Origin of the sequence: Nocardia sp. NPDC059180, from assembly GCF_042754945.1 — a bacterium.
In the GTDB taxonomy this organism is placed as follows: domain Bacteria; phylum Actinomycetota; class Actinomycetes; order Mycobacteriales; family Mycobacteriaceae; genus Nocardia.
This window is the reverse complement of record NZ_JBHZBU010000001.1, coordinates 655,704-671,448: the sequence shown is the minus strand read 5'-3', so window position 1 is coordinate 671,448 and position 15,745 is coordinate 655,704. Positions and strand designations below refer to the sequence as shown.

12 protein-coding genes are annotated in these 15,745 nt (G+C 67.7%); 4 read left to right on the top strand and 8 right to left on the bottom strand.

Features of this window, described 5'->3' with window-relative positions:
- Positions 1-79 precede the first annotated feature (79 nt).
- On the bottom strand, positions 80-1,714 hold the full coding sequence (locus tag ACFXNW_RS03105; protein WP_379416266.1) for a GMC oxidoreductase: 1,635 nt from the start codon (positions 1,712-1,714) through the stop codon (positions 80-82).
- Positions 1,715-1,854: 140 nt separating this feature from the next.
- Complete coding sequence (locus ACFXNW_RS03100; RefSeq protein ID WP_379415472.1) at positions 1,855-2,616, bottom strand: sulfite exporter TauE/SafE family protein; 762 nt, start codon at positions 2,614-2,616, stop codon at positions 1,855-1,857.
- 242 nt (positions 2,617-2,858) lie between these two features.
- Here ACFXNW_RS03100 and leuA point away from each other — a divergent pair, with 242 nt between their 5' ends.
- Together leuA and ACFXNW_RS03090 are read left to right on the top strand one after the other, a co-directional pair.
- On the top strand, positions 2,859-4,652 hold the full coding sequence (gene leuA, locus ACFXNW_RS03095) for a 2-isopropylmalate synthase (protein WP_379415471.1): 1,794 nt from the start codon (positions 2,859-2,861) through the stop codon (positions 4,650-4,652).
- A 167-nt stretch (positions 4,653-4,819) separates the two neighbouring features.
- Positions 4,820-7,162, top strand: coding sequence for an AAA family ATPase (locus tag ACFXNW_RS03090; protein WP_379415469.1), 2,343 nt, complete (start codon positions 4,820-4,822; stop codon positions 7,160-7,162).
- Between the two features lie 123 nt (positions 7,163-7,285).
- Here the strand turns inward: ACFXNW_RS03090 and ACFXNW_RS03085 are convergent, their stop codons facing one another.
- Positions 7,286-8,179 carry a LysR family transcriptional regulator gene (locus ACFXNW_RS03085; RefSeq protein ID WP_379416264.1) on the bottom strand — a complete coding sequence of 298 codons (894 nt, stop codon included), beginning with the start codon at positions 8,177-8,179 and terminating at the stop codon, positions 7,286-7,288.
- Positions 8,180-8,272: 93 nt separating this feature from the next.
- On the opposite strand from ACFXNW_RS03085, the gene ACFXNW_RS03080 reads away from it, so the two are divergent.
- Positions 8,273-9,217 (top strand): EamA family transporter, encoded by a 945-nt coding sequence (locus ACFXNW_RS03080; protein ID WP_379415467.1) that lies wholly within the window; start codon positions 8,273-8,275, stop codon positions 9,215-9,217.
- Positions 9,218-9,291: 74 nt separating this feature from the next.
- Here ACFXNW_RS03080 and ACFXNW_RS03075 read toward each other — a convergent pair whose 3' ends face one another.
- The 4 genes from ACFXNW_RS03075 to ACFXNW_RS03060 all read right to left on the bottom strand — a co-directional run bounded on the left by ACFXNW_RS03075 (position 9,292) and on the right by ACFXNW_RS03060 (position 13,762).
- Positions 9,292-10,002 (bottom strand): type 1 glutamine amidotransferase, encoded by a 711-nt coding sequence (locus ACFXNW_RS03075; protein WP_379415465.1) that lies wholly within the window; start codon positions 10,000-10,002, stop codon positions 9,292-9,294.
- A gap of 11 nt (positions 10,003-10,013) precedes the next feature.
- On the bottom strand, positions 10,014-11,246 hold the full coding sequence (locus ACFXNW_RS03070; protein ID WP_379415463.1) for a MurT ligase domain-containing protein: 1,233 nt from the start codon (positions 11,244-11,246) through the stop codon (positions 10,014-10,016).
- Between the two features lie 37 nt (positions 11,247-11,283).
- Positions 11,284-11,928, bottom strand: coding sequence for a pyridoxamine 5'-phosphate oxidase family protein (locus ACFXNW_RS03065; protein WP_379415461.1), 645 nt, complete (start codon positions 11,926-11,928; stop codon positions 11,284-11,286).
- Between the two features lie 76 nt (positions 11,929-12,004).
- The gene (locus ACFXNW_RS03060; protein ID WP_379415459.1) at positions 12,005-13,762 is read right to left on the bottom strand and encodes an FAD-dependent oxidoreductase; all 1,758 of its coding nucleotides are present in this window, start codon (positions 13,760-13,762) and stop codon (positions 12,005-12,007) included.
- Between the two features lie 305 nt (positions 13,763-14,067).
- Here ACFXNW_RS03060 and ACFXNW_RS03055 point away from each other — a divergent pair, with 305 nt between their 5' ends.
- Complete coding sequence (locus ACFXNW_RS03055) at positions 14,068-14,493, top strand: hypothetical protein (RefSeq protein WP_379415458.1); 426 nt, start codon at positions 14,068-14,070, stop codon at positions 14,491-14,493.
- 147 nt (positions 14,494-14,640) lie between these two features.
- Here ACFXNW_RS03055 and ACFXNW_RS03050 read toward each other — a convergent pair whose 3' ends face one another.
- Positions 14,641-15,714 (bottom strand): putative zinc-binding metallopeptidase, encoded by a 1,074-nt coding sequence (locus ACFXNW_RS03050; protein WP_379415457.1) that lies wholly within the window; start codon positions 15,712-15,714, stop codon positions 14,641-14,643.
- Positions 15,715-15,745: the final 31 nt, after the last annotated feature.

Genomic DNA, 15,745 nt, shown 5'->3' with positions numbered 1-15,745 from the left:
GAACGACCCAGCCGACGGTAATACCGCGCGGGCACTCGGTGCTGGTTTTCGGTTCGTTCCGGTGCGCCGCCCCGGCGGGTCACCGTCCGGCGCGAATGATGGCCTCGATATTGCGTTCGGCGAGGGCGGTAATGGTGAGCGAGGGGTTCACCGTGGCGGTGCTGCCCGGAATCGCCGCGCCGTCCATGACGTACAGGCCGGGATGGCCGTGCACGCGGCCGTAGCCGTCGGTGGCCCGGCCAAGCACTGCACCGCCGAGTGGGTGCGCGGTGAACAGCGCGTTCGCGTCGTAGCCGAGGGCGCTGTATTCGACCAGCGCGCCGGCCCGTTCGGCGATCTTCTGGTCGACGGCGCGGGCGGTGGCCACCGTCTCGTCGCGGTTGCGCGTCGACCAGGTGAGCCCGACCGAATCGGAACCGCGGTCGTAGCCCATCCGGGTGCGGGTCGGATCGAGCACCATGCCCAGCGACGCCAGCGCCCCGGTCTCGAACGGAATGCCGGGGATGTACCAGTTCTCCAAGGTGAGCGGCACCGTCGAATCGTCGAAGATCCGGCTGGCGCTCGGCACGCCCTGGCCGAAGCCAGCGACCGAACTCGCGCCACGGGCCAGCACCACATCGCCGTTGGTGCCCCAGCCCGCGCCGACATGTTCGTTGAGGTTGGGCAGGGCACCGGTGCCCTGGGCGCGGACCAGCAGTTCGTTGCTGCCGATCGAGCCTGCGCCGAGGAAGAGCTGATCGCAGGTCAGGGTGCGGCTACGCAAAACATCCCCGGTCGGAGACAGTTTCGTCACCGTGACCGAATACCGTCCGCCGGGCTCCTGCGCGATGGCGTCGACCCGATGGCCGGGGAAGATTCCGCAGCGGCCGGTCTCCTCTGCGTAGCGCAGATAGTTCTGGTTGAGATCGAACTTCGCACCGTTGGAGTTGCCCAGATTGCTGCGGGCGACGGTGGCCGATGGCCTGCTGCGCCCGGCCAGCTCGTCGCGCAGGACGTTCCAGTTGAAGATCGAATCGTTGGGCAGCGGCTGATATCCGGCCTTGCGAACCTGGTCGTCCCAGGCGCGCGAATGGGTGAACGGAGCCGACTGATAGATATCGGCGGGCATCGCGTCCAGGCGCAGCATCTGCCGCACCCGCGGGTAGTAGACGCTATCGAGTTCGCCGTAGTCGACGACGCCGCCGAATACGTGATCGAACAGGCTGCGTTCCGGTGCGATCATCGCGCCGGTGAAAACGACCGACCCACCACCGACCGCGGCCGCGCGCCATACGTCGATGCCCGGATATTCGGTGACATCGAGGACGCCGCCGAAGCTCGCGAACTGCATGGGCACCTTCGTCACGCCGGTAAAGGAGGTGCGATGCCAGAAACCTCGGCCGTCGGGCAGATCGTCGCCGGTGAAGATCTCCCGCCACGGATCATGGGGCCAGCGCGAACCGCGCTCCAGCACCGTCGTGCCGATTCCGGCCTGGGCCAGCCGCAGGGCCGTGACGGCCGCGCCGAATCCGGACCCGATGACGATCGCAGGCGAATGCTCGGCCGGATCCGGTAGCGGCGCGAAGATCTCCGGGACCCAGTCGCGGAACAGCTCATCCCAGATCGGATCGGCACCCGCCGTGGCCGCACCGGCCGTCGATCCGAGGGCTCCAAGCAATGTCGCCGCACCCACCGCCTCGAGGAAGGCACGCCTATCCACTTCCGCCACCTCCATTTTCACGCGCGCGGCCGGAGGAAGACTACCGGCATTCGCCAATGTTGAACAGATGTCCTTCACCCCCGCCAGCGGGGAGAGGGATCGGTCGTCTTCCTTCTATAAAGATCTTCGAAACCGGGCGTGTCATTACCGATCGGTCAAGAAGTGAGCAGCCGGACCACGGCGATGGTGCCGACCACGACGATCACCGCGCGCAGCACCGTCGGTGAGAGCTTGCGTCCGACCCGGGCGCCGAGCTGCCCGCCGATGATGGAGCCCGCCGCGATCAGCACCACGGCTTCCCACGCGATATCGGCGACGACGATGAAGATGGCGGCCGACACCGCGTTCACCAACAGCGCGAGCATGTTCTTGACCGCATTGAGCCGCTGCAGCTCGTCGTGCACGAACACACCGAGCAGCCCGATCAGCAGCACTCCCTGCGCGGCGCCGAAGTAGCCGCCGTAGACACCGGTCGCGTAGATCGAGCCGAACAGCACCGGCCCGCCGTGTTCGGGCGCGGTATCGGCATCGCGGCGGCTCTTCACCCACGCCGCCAGCCGTGGCTGCACCACGACCAGCACCAGCGCGAGGATGATCAAGACCGGAACGATGGCCTTGAATGCCTGTTCCGGCATGGTCAGCAGGGCGATGGCGCCGGTGATCGCGCCCAGCAGCGAGGCCACCCCGAGCCGCAGCAGCCTAGGGCCCTGGCCGACGAGCTCACGCCGATACCCGATCACCCCGCTCACCGAGCCCGGCACCAACCCGACGGTGTTCGACACATTCGCCGTGACCGGCGGGTAGCCGATGGCAAGCAGCACCGGAAAGGTGATCAGGGTTCCGGAGCCGACAATGGTATTGATTCCGCCCGCGGCCACACCGGCCCCGAAGACGGCCAGCTGTTCGAGCCAAGTCATCGTTTATCCCTCACGTCCCGTCGGACCGCGGTGGTCCGTACAAGCGCACTCGGTCGTGGACGGTATAGGTACCGGCCTTTGGCCGCAGAATCCGGGCGCGGTAAACTGGCCGGCATCATGCAGCGGGCGCTTCTTCTCGGCCGCCGCGACGGGGTCTGATCGGACCGGCCTCCCGTCGCGGGGTTCTGCCGCGCCGGTCGACCCGCAATCGGGAACACACCCCCACACCCACGGAGAATCGCATGTCACCCGCTGACGCCTTCGTATCCGGCACGCCCACCATCACCGCGCCGACCAAGCCCGCGCCCGCCGATCAGCCTGTGTGGAACCAGCAGAAGAACTCCTCCATGGCGACCTTCCGGTACCGCCCGTTCGCCGAGGAGGTCGAGCCGATCACGCTGCCCGACCGCACCTGGCCGGACAAGATCATCGATCGTGCGCCCTCCTGGTGCGCGGTCGACCTGCGCGACGGCAACCAGGCCCTGATCGACCCGATGAGTCCCGCCCGCAAGCGCCGCATGTTCGACCTGCTGGTGCGGATGGGTTACAAGGAGATCGAGGTCGGTTTCCCCTCGGCCAGCCAGACCGATTTCGACTTCGTCCGCGAGATCATCACCGACGGCGCCATCCCCGACGACGTCACCATCCAGGTGCTGACCCAGTGCCGCCCCGAACTGATCGAGCGCACCTTCGAGGCCTGCTCGGGCGCGCCCAACGTCATCGTGCACTTCTACAACTCCACCTCCATCCTGCAGCGGCGCGTGGTGTTCCGCGCCGACCGCGAGGCCGTGAAGAAGATCGCCACCGACGCGGCGAAGCTGTGCCTGGAAACCGAGAAGAAGCACCCCGATACCGCCTGGCGCTACGAGTACAGCCCGGAGTCCTACACCGGCACCGAGCTGGAGTACGCCAAAGAGGTCTGCGACGCGGTCTCGGAGATCATCGCGCCCACCCCGGATCGGCCGCTGATCATCAACCTGCCCGCCACTGTCGAGATGGCCACGCCCAACGTCTACGCCGATTCCATCGAGTGGATGCACCGCAACCTGGCCCGCCGCGATTCGATCGTGCTGTCGCTGCACCCGCACAACGATCGCGGTACCGCCGTCGCGGCCGCCGAGCTGGGCTACCAAGCCGGCGCCGACCGCATCGAGGGCTGCCTGTTCGGTAACGGTGAGCGCACCGGCAACGTCTGCCTGGTCACCCTGGGTATGAACCTGTTCTCCCGCGGCGTCGACCCGCAGATCAACTTCTCCGATATCGACGAGATCCGCCGCACGGTCGAATACTGCAACCAGCTGCCCGTGCACGAGCGCCACCCCTACGGCGGTGACCTGGTCTACACCGCCTTCTCCGGCAGCCACCAGGACGCCATCAACAAGGGCCTGGACGCGATGAAGGTGGCCGCGGATTCGGCCGACTCCGACGTCGACGACATCACCTGGGAGGTGCCGTACCTGCCGATCGACCCCAAGGACGTCGGGCGCACCTACGAGGCCGTCATCCGGGTCAACTCGCAGTCCGGCAAGGGCGGCGTCGCCTACATCATGAAGACCGATCATGGGCTGGCGCTGCCGCGGCGGCTGCAGATCGAGTTCTCCCAGGCGATCCAGCAGATCACCGACGGTGAGGGCGGCGAGGTGACGCCCAAGGAGATGTGGGACGTCTTCTCCACCGAGTACCTGAACCCGATCCGTCCGCTGGAGCGGATCAAGCAGAAGGTCACCGCGTCCGAGACCGACGGCGGCACCGATGCCATCACCGCGACGGTGAAGGTCGACGGCGTCGAGCAGGAGGTCACCGGTACCGGCAACGGCCCGCTGGCGGCCTTCGTGGACGCGATCGCGACGGTCGGGTTCGACGTGCGGGTCCTCGACTACTCCGAGCACGCCATGTCCGCCGGTGACGACGCGCAGGCCGCGGCCTATGTGGAATGTGCGATCGGCGACAAGATCGTCTGGGGTGTCGGCATCGCCACCTCCATCACCACCGCCTCGCTGCGCGCCGTGGTTTCCGCGGTCAACCGGGCGAGCTGAGCATTCACCGGCGCGGTCCGGCCGGCTCTGTGCCGGTACGGACCGCGCTGTTGTGTTCCTGGCCCGGGAAGCCACGGCATGCACGGGCGTTGAGTCACCTGCTAGCGTGAAGCCGCACTTCAGCCACCGAGCTCTCTGCTCGAAATGCCCGAGCAGATGGGGGAACTGTGACAGACAACGACAACCCGACTTCTCCGCCCTGGCTGCAGAGTCATCCGGCGGACGAGGCCGCGGTCGCCACCGAATCCGACGCACCCCAGCAGCCGCAGAACGACGCCGGTGAACCCGAGCAGTCCGCGGCCGCCGATTCGAGCCCGGCGGGCGATACGCCGGAACCCGAGTCGGGCAATGGTGCCGGGCCTGCCGACGCGACGTCGGTGTATTCGGTGAACGAACCGTCGTTCGGTGCGGACCAGTTCGCAGGCGCTGAGCCCGCCGACGGAGGGTCCGGGCAGTTCGAGCAGGCGCCCGAGCAGTTCGCGCCGCACAGCAGTGGGCAGTTCGCACTGCCGGATCAGTCCCCTGAACAGGGTTCCGGACAGTTCGCGCCACACAGCAGTGGTCAATTCGCGCAGCCGGGTCAGTTCCCTGAGCAGGGTCCGGGCCAGTTCCCCGAGCAGGGCTCCTTTGCTCCTCCGGGCCAGTTCCCCGACCAGGGCGGCTCGTTCGCTCCCCCCGGTCAATTCCCCGACCAGGGCGGTTCATTCGCTCCCCCCGGCCAGTTCCCCGACCAGGGCGGCTCATTCGCTCCCCCCGGCCAGTTCCCCGAGCAGGGCTCGTTCGCCCCTCCCGGTCAGTTCCCCGACCAGGGCGGCTCATTCGCTCCTCCCGGCCAGTTCCCCGAGCAGGGCTCGTTCGCCCCTCCCGGTCAGTTCCCCGACCAGGGCGGCTCATTCGCCCCTCCCGGCCAGTTCCCCGAGCAGGGCTCGTTCGCCCCTCCCGGCCAATTCGCACCGTCGGGACCGTTCGATCAGTCGTCGAGCCAAGGCCAGTTCTCGCAGGCAGGCCCCGGCCAGTTCCCGGAGCAGTCGGCCCCCGGCCAGTTCGAGCAGCCCGCGCCCGGTCAGTTCGACCAGCAGCCGCACAACTCGGGACAATTCGAGCAGGCCCAGATGCCAGGGCAGTTCGAGCAGCAGGCGCCCGGCCAGTTCGACCAGCAGGCAGTCCAGTTCGAACAGCAGCAGGCTCCCGGGCAGTTCATGCAGCCACCGGTTCCCGGGCAGTTCGAGCAGCCACAGAATCAGGGACAGTTCGCCCAGGGCGGGTATGCGCCGCCGGGCGAACAATTCCAGGCTCCGCCGCAGACGCCCGCGCAGTCGAACCATCACCAGTCGCCCGATGGTGGTGGCGACCAGCACGGTGGCGCCATCAACAGCTGGGCCCCGCCGCCGGCCGCGCCACCCCAGCAACAGAACTATCAGCAGCAGTCCGCACCGACCGGAATGAACGGCCCCTCGACCGGGCAGTATCAGACTCCGGACTGGCAGGGTGGTCAGCCGCAGGCACAGCAGCAGGGACAGCCGCAGCAGACGCCGTTCGTGCCCCAGCACATGCCGCAGCCAGGACAGCCCGGCCATTCGGTCAACGACCTGAACCTGCTGAAGCGGGCCCGCAAGGCTCCACGCAGCGGTTGGCGCCGGGCCGTGCACAAGGCCTCGCGCGGCATCATCAATCCGGGTGAATCCGCCGCCGACGTCGTCCACGCCGACCTGCTCGAGCGGGTCAATCAGCCGGTGCGCGGCGACTATCGGATCGCGATCCTTTCGCTGAAGGGTGGTGTCGGTAAGACCACCACCACCGTTGGCATCGGCTCGACGTTCGCTTCGGCACGCGGTGACCGCGTCATCGCGATCGACGCCAACCCCGACCTCGGCACCCTCGCGCATCGGGTGCCTCGCCAGACCCGCTCGACGGTCCGCAACCTGCTCGAAGACCAGCACATCACCAGGTACTCCGATGTCCGCGCGCACACCTCGCAGGCACCGAGCCGACTCGAAGTGCTTGCCAGTGAACAGGATCCGGCCGTCTCGGAAGCCTTCAGCGAGGCCGATTACCGCAAGGCGATCGGCATCCTGCAGTCGTTCTACAACATCATCCTGACCGACTGCGGTACCGGCCTGATGCACTCGGCCATGTCCGGCGTGCTCGATATGGCCAGCTCGCTGGTCCTGGTGACCTCGCCCGCGATCGACGGCGCGCGCAGCGCCTCGGCCACCCTCGACTGGCTCGATCACCACGGCTACAGCAAGCTGGTGGAGCGGACCGTTGTGGTGGTCAACGCATCCCGGCGCGGCGCCTCCTCGGTCGATATCGATCAGCTGCGCAAGCTGTTCCTCGACCGCACCCGCGCGGTGCAGGTAGTGCCCTTCGACGACCACCTCGCCGAGGGCGCGGAGATCGATCTGGAGCTGGTGAGCAAGCCGACGCGGCGTGCGTTGCTGGAATTGGCGGCGATGGTGGCCGACGACTTCGGGTATGCGCCGGGGCAACAACAGCAGTACGGGCGCTGACCGCTGCCGTTCGGCGCTCGCCCGAGTCGGGTCGCCGACCTGTGGAAGGGGCTGCGGCGCCGCCCGTCGCGAGCGCGGCATTCGGTGGCCGCGACCGGACCGACCAGCCGGCGCGCAGCCCGGCTAGCTCGGGATTTCTGCGGCGGCGGTGACGAACGCGTCGAGGACCGTCGCGATCGCGGGGCGGTCCTCCGCACGGGGCCGGGTGGCGAGTTCATACAGCCGCGCGGCGCGGACGCCGGACAGGCGCAGTACCGAAAGCTCCGGATGGGTGACGGCGTGGCGCGGCATCAACGCCACGCCGTAGCCGGTCGCCACCAGCGTTTCGATCATGCGGAATTCGTTGAGGCGCTGAGCTATTCGCGGCTCTACTCCCGTGACCGTCGCGATGGAGCGCAGCACGTCGTCGACGGGGAACCCGCCGCGGACGCTCAGCCAGCTTTCGTCGGCCAATTCGGCCGGGGTGACGGCCGAATGTCCTGCCAGCCGATGGGTCGGCGCGACGACCACGTCGATGGGTTCGCGCATCAGCACGCGTGCCGCAATGCGCGGGCCGGTCAAGGGCGCGGCGCGTTCGTCGCGATGGGTCAGGACGACGTCGTAATCGGCCAGCAGGCGGTGGGTTTCCGATGGCGGGACGTCCTCGTCGCGAGCGATGACCTCGACACCGCTGCCGGCGAGCGCGGGCAGCACCCGCGGCAGCAGCAACGCCCCCCCGGAGGGGAACACCGCCACCCGCACCCGGCCCCGTGGCGAGCCACGGTAGTGCGCCATCTCCGCGACCGCACGATCCATCGCCGCCAGCACCTCGTCGGCGCGCACCACCAGCGCGTGACCGGCATCGGTGAGCCGCACCCGGCGGCCATCGGGCTCCAGTAGGGCCACGCCCGCCTCACGTGCCAGGACCTTCAATTGCTGGGAGACCGCCGAGGGCGTCATGGACAGGGCGGACGCGGTGGCGGCGACGGTGCCGCGGTCGGCGAATTCACGCAGTACGCGCAAACGCTCCAGCGACATCGGCGAACCCACGGAATCCATTAAGCAATGCTACACAAATAGTGCATATGAATTCGATTGTTCTGATCATTTGCCGCCCCCATCCTGGAGTGCGTGACCACCCGTGACCGCATGCTCGGACTGACCGTCGTCCTGCTGTGGGGACTGAACTTCCTCGCCATCCGCGTCGGCCTCGACCACCTCCCGCCGTTCTTCTTCGCCTCGCTGCGCTTCGCCGTCATCGCGGTTCCGGTGCTGCTGTTCATCCCACGACCGGACGTGCGGTGGCGCTGGATCCTGTTGTACGGGCTCGGTTTCGGCATGTTGCAGTTCGCGTTCCTGTTCACCGCCATGCGGGTGGGTATGCCGACCGGTCTGGCTTCGCTGGTGCTGCAATCGTCGGCGCCGTTCACCGTCGTCCTCGGCGCGCTGTTGCTGTCGGAACGGATTCGCCCGGTTCAGGTCGCCGGACTGGTCACCGCGGTGGCCGGAATGGCAGTGATCGGCTGGGACCGCTTCGCCCACGCCAGCGTGATCCCCGTACTACTGACCCTGGCCGGCGGATTCGGCTGGGCACTGGGAAATATCGGCGCCCGCCGCGCCGGTTCCGAATCGCCGGGCGTCAACCCACTGCACCTCACCCTGTGGATCGCCGTCGTCCCAGTCCTGCCCCTGTTCGCCCTGTCCACCGCCCTCGAAGGCCCCACCACCGGCTTCCACGCCCTCACCGCCACCTTCTCCCCCACCGGCTGGCCCGCCCTCGCAGCGCTCGCCTACATCGCTGTCTTCGCTACCGTCGTAGGTTCCGGCCTCTGGACCTACCTCATGAGCCGTTATCCGGCAGGAGCCGTCGCGCCTTTCTCCCTGCTGGTCCCGATTGTCGGCATTGCAGCAGCCTGGATCTTCCTCGACGAGACACCCACCAACGCGAGTCTCGTCGGCGGGGCGATCGTCATCGTGGGAGCATTCGCGGCGACGTCGGCCCGCCCCACACACACGACACCCGCCGAGCCCCACAAGCTCGAGCACCAACTTCACAAAGCCCCAGCCCGTGCATAGGAACCCGCGAGTGGCACTTGGCTGCGGCATTTCGCGAGAAGGCCCCGCGCTGAGGTGCCACTCGCGCCCCGCGACTAGGCGCGCAGGCGTTCGCGGCGGAGTTGGTCGACTTCTGGGAGGTCCAGCGGTTCGAGGGAGTCGGCGCCCAGTGCGCGGGTGAGGATGAAGTCCGCCAGCTCCGGGTTGCGGGCGAGGGCGGGGCCGTGCATGTAGGTGCCGATGACCGAGCCCTGGACGACGCCCTCGAGACCGTCGCCGACGCCGTTGCCGACGCCGCGGGTCACTCGGGCCAGGCCGGTGGCGTCGGGGCCGAGCGAGGTTCCGCCCCGGTGGTTTTCGAAGCCGCTGAGGGGTGCGCTCAGGCCGGGAATGAGCGGGTTGGTGGTGACTTCGCCGATGGCTCGTTTGTCCTGGGGCGAGGTGGTGGCGTCGAGGAGGGCGACGCCTTCCACGCGTTCACCAGTTGAGGTTTCATACCACTGGCCGAGCACCTGGATGGCGGCGCAGATCGCCAGTACCGGTGCGCCTTTCGCGGCTGCCTGCTGCAGGCCGGGATAACGCTGGAGGTGGCGGGTCGCGAGGCGCTGCGCGGAATCCTCCGCACCGCCGAGTGTGTAGATGTCCAGGGAATCCGGCACCGGGTCGGACAAGGTGATCTCCACGATCTCGGCGTCGTAGCCGCGCATACGCAGCCGCTGCCGCAGCACGAGGGCGTTGCCGCCGTCGCCGTAGGTGCCCATCACATCCGGCAGGACCAGCCCGATCCGTACGGTCGATTCACTCATCGGGGTGCCTTTCACCGGGCGTCGAGGTCGCGGTTCAGATCGCGGAAGGCGGTGTAGTTCGCCAGCACCTCGACCCGCCCGGCGGGGCAGGAAGCGATGGCGCGCAAGGGATCCGCGATCGTGGTGTGCTCCACACCGGCGTAGGTGAGCCGGACCGCGAGGTCGGTGGCGCGCTCACCGGCGGCGACCACCTGGACACCCTCGAAATGCTCGAACCGCACATCCCACAACCAGGACAGGTCCTCGCCGTCGGGCACCTGCCCGTTGACTGCGATCACCAGTCCGGCCGCGTCGTGATCGATCATGGACAGCGCTTCCTGCCAGCCCGCCGGATTCTTCGCCAGCAGCAGCCGCGCCGAATGCTCGCCGACCTGAACGGTCCGGTAGCGGCCCGCGATCTCGCGGACAGTGCCCGCCGCGGCGGTTGCCTGAGTGGCGTTCGCGCCGAGCGCCACCGCGGCCGCGACCGCCTGCGCTGCGTTACCGCGATTGGCCCGGCCGGGCAGTGCCAGCCGCAGTTCGGCGGTGAATTCATCCGGGCCGCGCAGCTTTTCGCCGTCCAGCCACCACTCCGGTTGCGGGCGCTGGAAATCGGCGCCGGTGCTGCGCCAGTGCTCGCCCTCCCAGACGATCGGCTCACCACTGCGCGGACAGCTGGTGGCGTCCATCGCCCAGCCGCTGCCCGCGGCCACCCACACCACGTTCGGGTGGTCGTAGGCGATCGAGGTGATCAGCACGTCGTCGCAGTTGGCGATCACGATGGCGTCGGGGTGGCGGGCCAGGCCCGCGCGCAGCTTGCGTTCGATCATGTTGATCTCGCCGACGCGGTCGAGTTGGTCGCGGCTGAGATTGAGCAGCACCACGGCGGCCGGGTTCAGCGAATCGGTGACGTGCGGCAGGTGCAGCTCGTCGACCTCGATGGCGGCCAGCTCGGCGGTCCGGTTGACGCTCAGCGCCGCCACGATGCCCGCATCCATATTGGCGCCGTCGGCCTGGGTGGCGACGTCGCCGAGGGTGCTCAGCGCCGCAGTCGTCATCCTGGTGGTGGTCGACTTGCCGTTTGTACCGGTAACCAGCACCGTTCGCCGACCGCGACCCAGTTGATCCATGATCGTCGGATCGATTTTCAGGGCGATCAGCCCGCCGATCATCGACCCCTTGCCGCGACCGGCCTTCTGCGAGGCCCACGACGCCGTCGCCGCCGCCCGCAGCGCGATCCGCCCGCGCACCGATATGTCTGCCACGCCGCGAGTCTATGTTCGCGGCGCGATGCGGGCCGGATCAGGTCGGGGAGTCGTTGTAGAGCTTGCGTTCGTAGTTGGCCGCCGAATAGTAGGTCTCCAGGTCTTCGACGGTTTCGGTGATGTTGGTCTGCACCTCTTTGATCAGCCGAGCCGGGCTGGGCAGGGTGTCGAGCGGCCAGTGGTCCGGCTCCCAGAGGTGGCTGCGCATGAACGCTTTGGCGCAGTGGAAGAAGATCTGCTCGATGCTGACCTCGACCGCGAGAATCGGCCGGTGCCCACGCACCGTCATGTCCTCGAAGTACGGCGCGTCACGGATCAGGCGCGCGCGGCCGTTGATACGCAATGTCTCGCGGCGGCCCGGAATCATGAACAGCAGCCCGACGTGCGGGTTGGCCAGAATATTGAGGTAACCGTCGGCGCGCCGGTTACCGGGCCGCTCCGGGATGACGATGGTCGTGTCGTCGAGCACCTTGACGAAGCCGGCCGGATCGCCCTTCGGCGAGGCATCGCAGTTGCCGTCGGCGTCGCTGGTGCACATCACGAGAAACGGGGTGCACGCGATCCACTCCCGGTCGCGCGGATGCAACGCGACGCGCTCCTTGCTGACCGCACGCGGCATGACCGCGCCGAGCAAGTCCCTGAGTTCGGCGGGATCGGTGATCTCAGGGATGTTCTCGCTCATATCGACGATTGAAACATCGACTGCGGCGTCCGGTGAACCCATTTTTTTCCGTGTGCCGGGTGGGATCGTTCACCTTCTAGATATCGAACAGATTCGATTCGCCCCTGGCGTAACGGTCGGCATCGACCTGACGCAGTGGTTCCAGTTCGGGCGAGCGGTACAGGGTGAACGTCCGGCAGCGCGGTGCGCTGGACCCGGTCACGTCGAGCAGGGCGTTGACAGCGCCGCGCGCCGATTCGGACGCGCCTTCCATCGTGGCCAGATCGATATTGGTGCGCACGTAGTCGCCGGCGAGGAACAGGTTTTCCAGGGCGCCGTGAGACTGTGGGCGCGAGTCCCAGGAACCCGCAGTATTGATGAGCAGCGGGTCGGCGTTGACATTGCGGCGCTGCTCGGCCTGCCAGGTGATACCCGGATCAAGGAACCAGGAGTGCAGGTCGGCGTCGCGAAGCACCTCGCCGCGGTCGTTGAGATGGCCGGTGATCTGCGCCCAGGTCTCGCGGGCGATCTCCTCGTGGGTGCATTCCTTGGCCGGTTTGCCGTACAGGATGCCGGGGGTGTTCCAGTTGGAGATGTCCACGGAGAGGCAGTCGGCGACCGTGCCGTCGCCGAACTCGGGGAGTTTGCGACTCCAGAGCTTGTTCTGGCTGATCGACGTGATCGCCCACGGGGAATCGATGTAGGCGGCGTGGCCGGTGACGATGTCGGGTGAAGTGCGCAGATAGAACTGGATGCCGTTCATCCAGTCGGTGTGCAGGTTGTCCATGGCGGCCAGTTCGGGGCGGACCGCGCGAATATCTGGTGACCAGAGCGTGCGCGCCCGTTCAGCGGGGAGCGCGACCACATAGTGATCGGCCTCGACGGTGCGTGCGGCACCGGTCCCGTCGACGATCCTGGCGCCACTGATCCGCCGGTCCCGCACATCGAGCCCGCGCACCTCGGCACCGAGTTCGAAGCGAACACCCAGCTCACGCAGGTGCGACACCCACGGATCGATCCACGCGTCGTTGGTCGGCCCGTTCAGCACCCGATCCAGGTCGCCGTCGTTGCCGATCTCGAGCGGATTACCGAGGAACTGCTCGCCCATATTGCCGATGGTGCGCGCGCTGGCCATATCTTCCTTGGCCGCCACCAGCAGGCTGGTGAGTGTGCGAGAGAGCAGCGCACGGAATTCGTGCGAACGCTGTTGTCCGCGAACGAAATCGCGCCACGACATGTGCTCCCACTGACCGAAGCGGCGGGCATCGCAGCTGGTGAAGAAGACCAGCAGCCGGTTGGCGAAGAAGGCGCCCTCGGCGGGCGGCATTTTCAGCGCGGTCGCGATGGACGCGCCCATCGTCTCCCGGAAGGCCTCCGGGGTGGCGGTGGCCAAGTGTGCGGCGCCGAGCGGAAGACGGAAGTCGTCACCGTCGCTGCGCGCGAACCGCGCTTGGGGCGCGGCGACCAGGTTGTTCCACACCCCATCAGGGTTGGCGCCGAACGGAATTCGGCGCATGGTGTCGGGAACATGGTGGTAGAAGCCGGGAAAAAAGCGAAACCCGTGCTCGCCGGGCAGATCCGGGCGCCCACCGGTGCCCGACCCCGGCACCGGAATGCTGCGCGCCTTACCGCCCAACGCCCGTCGCTCGTAGACCGTCACTTGGAAGCCACGTTCGGCCAGCTCATGCGCCGCCGTCAGCCCCGCGACCCCACCGCCGAACACAGCGACCCGCCGCCCCGGGTCAGCACTGGCCGCTCCCGCCCCGAACGCCCCCACCGATACCGCACCGACCCCCGCCGCGACCGCCCCGCGAAGAACCACCCTCCGCGATACGGTCCACTGTTGTTTCGCCATGCGCCGCTCTGCTGCCTAGCCTCGGACCTCACTGATTGCCGACCACTTTAAGCGCAGCTGTATGGGGTGGGTATCCGGGTTACACAAAACCGTGTGCCTTCTCGAAGTCGCGGCGCGGATCGCTTGGGTCGCCGACTCGGTACGACGTCTGACGCCGACCGCACCAGACAGTCGCGCCGTGTCAGGGACGCGTCAGCGCGGTGACGGTGCGGTGTCAGGACGCCGGGTCATTGTTGCTCTCGTAATCAGTTCCGCGGCACAACAAACGCCGACCGGGACGCAACAGAGATAAAGGAGCGAACACCATGACCGTCACCCTCACCGCCCAGGACCAGGCCACCCTGCGGATCGCCGCGTACGGCGCCGTCTCGCTCATGGCCGCTGCCGATGTCGCGGGCAAGCCGCACAAGGCCGCCACCGGAGGCAGCTACGCGCTGCACTCGGCGACCGGCCTGGTCGGGCATGTGCTCGCCGCGAAGTCGAACGACATCAAGCTGACGGGCAAGACCACCGCCGAACTGGCCGACCAGGTGCTGCCTGCGCTGGCTGCGACCATAAGCCTGCTCGAACAGCAGGATCAGGCCGAGGCCGACAACTTCCGCAGCGCCGTGCTCGTCGCCATCGACGCGGCGGCCCGGGCGCACAAGGGGCTGGTCAGCCCCACCTCGGCCGAGATGGCTCGCAAGATCACTGTCGCTCTCGACACCACCGGCGTGGCCGCTGCAGTGTGAACCATGGGCGAGCCGGCTACAGGCCGACGGCAGGTAGCCGTCGGCCTGTAGGTATCTCGCGAGTGGTACCTCAGCGCGGGTCCCACTCGCGAGATGCCACAGCCAGGTACCACTCGCGGAGCACCCCGGAGTTGAGGGCGGTGGTGGTCAGGTCGATTCGAGTCGGCGGAGTGTGTGGGAGGCCGCGACGCCGCACAGCTCGTGCACCAATCGCATCTTCTCCAGCACAGGTCCCGCCAGGACGAAGGGATAAAGATCCGGGTGGCCCATGGAGCGATTGAGCATGTTGAGGGACCAGGACAGGGGGATCCAGAGGTCGATGATGCGGTCGAAGCCGGCGCGGCCGATTTGGGGACGGTCCATGGTGGCGCCTGCGGGGGCGAAAGCGAAGGCGGCGGCGGTGTCCAGGGTGTCACGGATGTGCAGGTAGTGGGCGAAGGTTTCGGCCCAGTCTTCGGCGGGGTGCATGGTGGCGTAGGAGGAGACGTAGTCCGATTCCCAGCCTGGTGGGGCGCCGTCGGAGTAGTGGCGGTCTAGAGCTGTTTGGTAGTCGGAGTGCGGGTCGCCGAAGAGGATGCGGAAGCGGTCGAGGGCGGGGTCGTCGGGGACCAGGATCGGGAAATAGTAGTGGCCGATCTCGTGGCGGAAGTGGCCGAGCAGGGTGCGGTAGGGCTCGTCCATTTCGATGCGGAGCTGTTCGCGATGCGGGTCGTGGGCTTCGGCGAGGTCGAGGGTGATCAGGCCGTCGGCGTGGCCGGTGATGACGTGATTGTTGGCGCTGGACAGCAAGTCGAAGGCCAAGCCGCTGCCGGGGTCGGTGTCGCGGCCGATGATCGGCAATCCGAGTTCGACCAGCTGCAAGATCAAGCGCCGCTTGGCCGCTTCGGCGTCGGCGAAACCGGCCAGGCCCTCGGTGTCCTCATCGTTGGGTCTGGTCCTGGTCAGCCGGCAGGACTCGCACAGCGCGCAACTACCGTCCTCCCCCGGGCGCACCCGCACCAGCCAATTACAGCGCGCGACATGCAGATTGGCGCACAACTGGAACTCGTCGGCATCGACCACACCCTGCGGATGGCCGGGCTCGCCGTGGCCTGCGGACTCGCCGATGATCACCAGCGCCCGTTCGGTGACACTGAAACCGAGCGGACTGCCGCACGACAGGCACACCGAGTTCTCGAACGCCAGCTGCTGACCGCACTTGGGGCAGATGAATTCACGCACGTCGAAAAACCTCCAGCGATGAGGCAACAGC

Bases quoted from the DNA above. Each gene is read 5' to 3' on its own strand.
- ACFXNW_RS03105 (WP_379416266.1), bottom strand. From the start codon at position 1,714: ATGGAGGTGGCGGAAGTGGATAGGCGTGCCTTCCTCGAGGCGGTGGGT.
- ACFXNW_RS03100 (WP_379415472.1), bottom strand. From the start codon at position 2,616: ATGACTTGGCTCGAACAGCTGGCCGTCTTCGGGGCCGGTGTGGCCGCG.
- leuA (WP_379415471.1), top strand. From the start codon at position 2,859: ATGTCACCCGCTGACGCCTTCGTATCCGGCACGCCCACCATCACCGCG.
- ACFXNW_RS03085 (WP_379416264.1), bottom strand. From the start codon at position 8,179: ATGTCGCTGGAGCGTTTGCGCGTACTGCGTGAATTCGCCGACCGCGGC.
- ACFXNW_RS03075 (WP_379415465.1), bottom strand. From the start codon at position 10,002: ATGAGTGAATCGACCGTACGGATCGGGCTGGTCCTGCCGGATGTGATG.
- ACFXNW_RS03065 (WP_379415461.1), bottom strand. From the start codon at position 11,928: ATGAGCGAGAACATCCCTGAGATCACCGATCCCGCCGAACTCAGGGAC.
- ACFXNW_RS03060 (WP_379415459.1), bottom strand. From the start codon at position 13,762: ATGGCGAAACAACAGTGGACCGTATCGCGGAGGGTGGTTCTTCGCGGG.
- ACFXNW_RS03055 (WP_379415458.1), top strand. From the start codon at position 14,068: ATGACCGTCACCCTCACCGCCCAGGACCAGGCCACCCTGCGGATCGCC.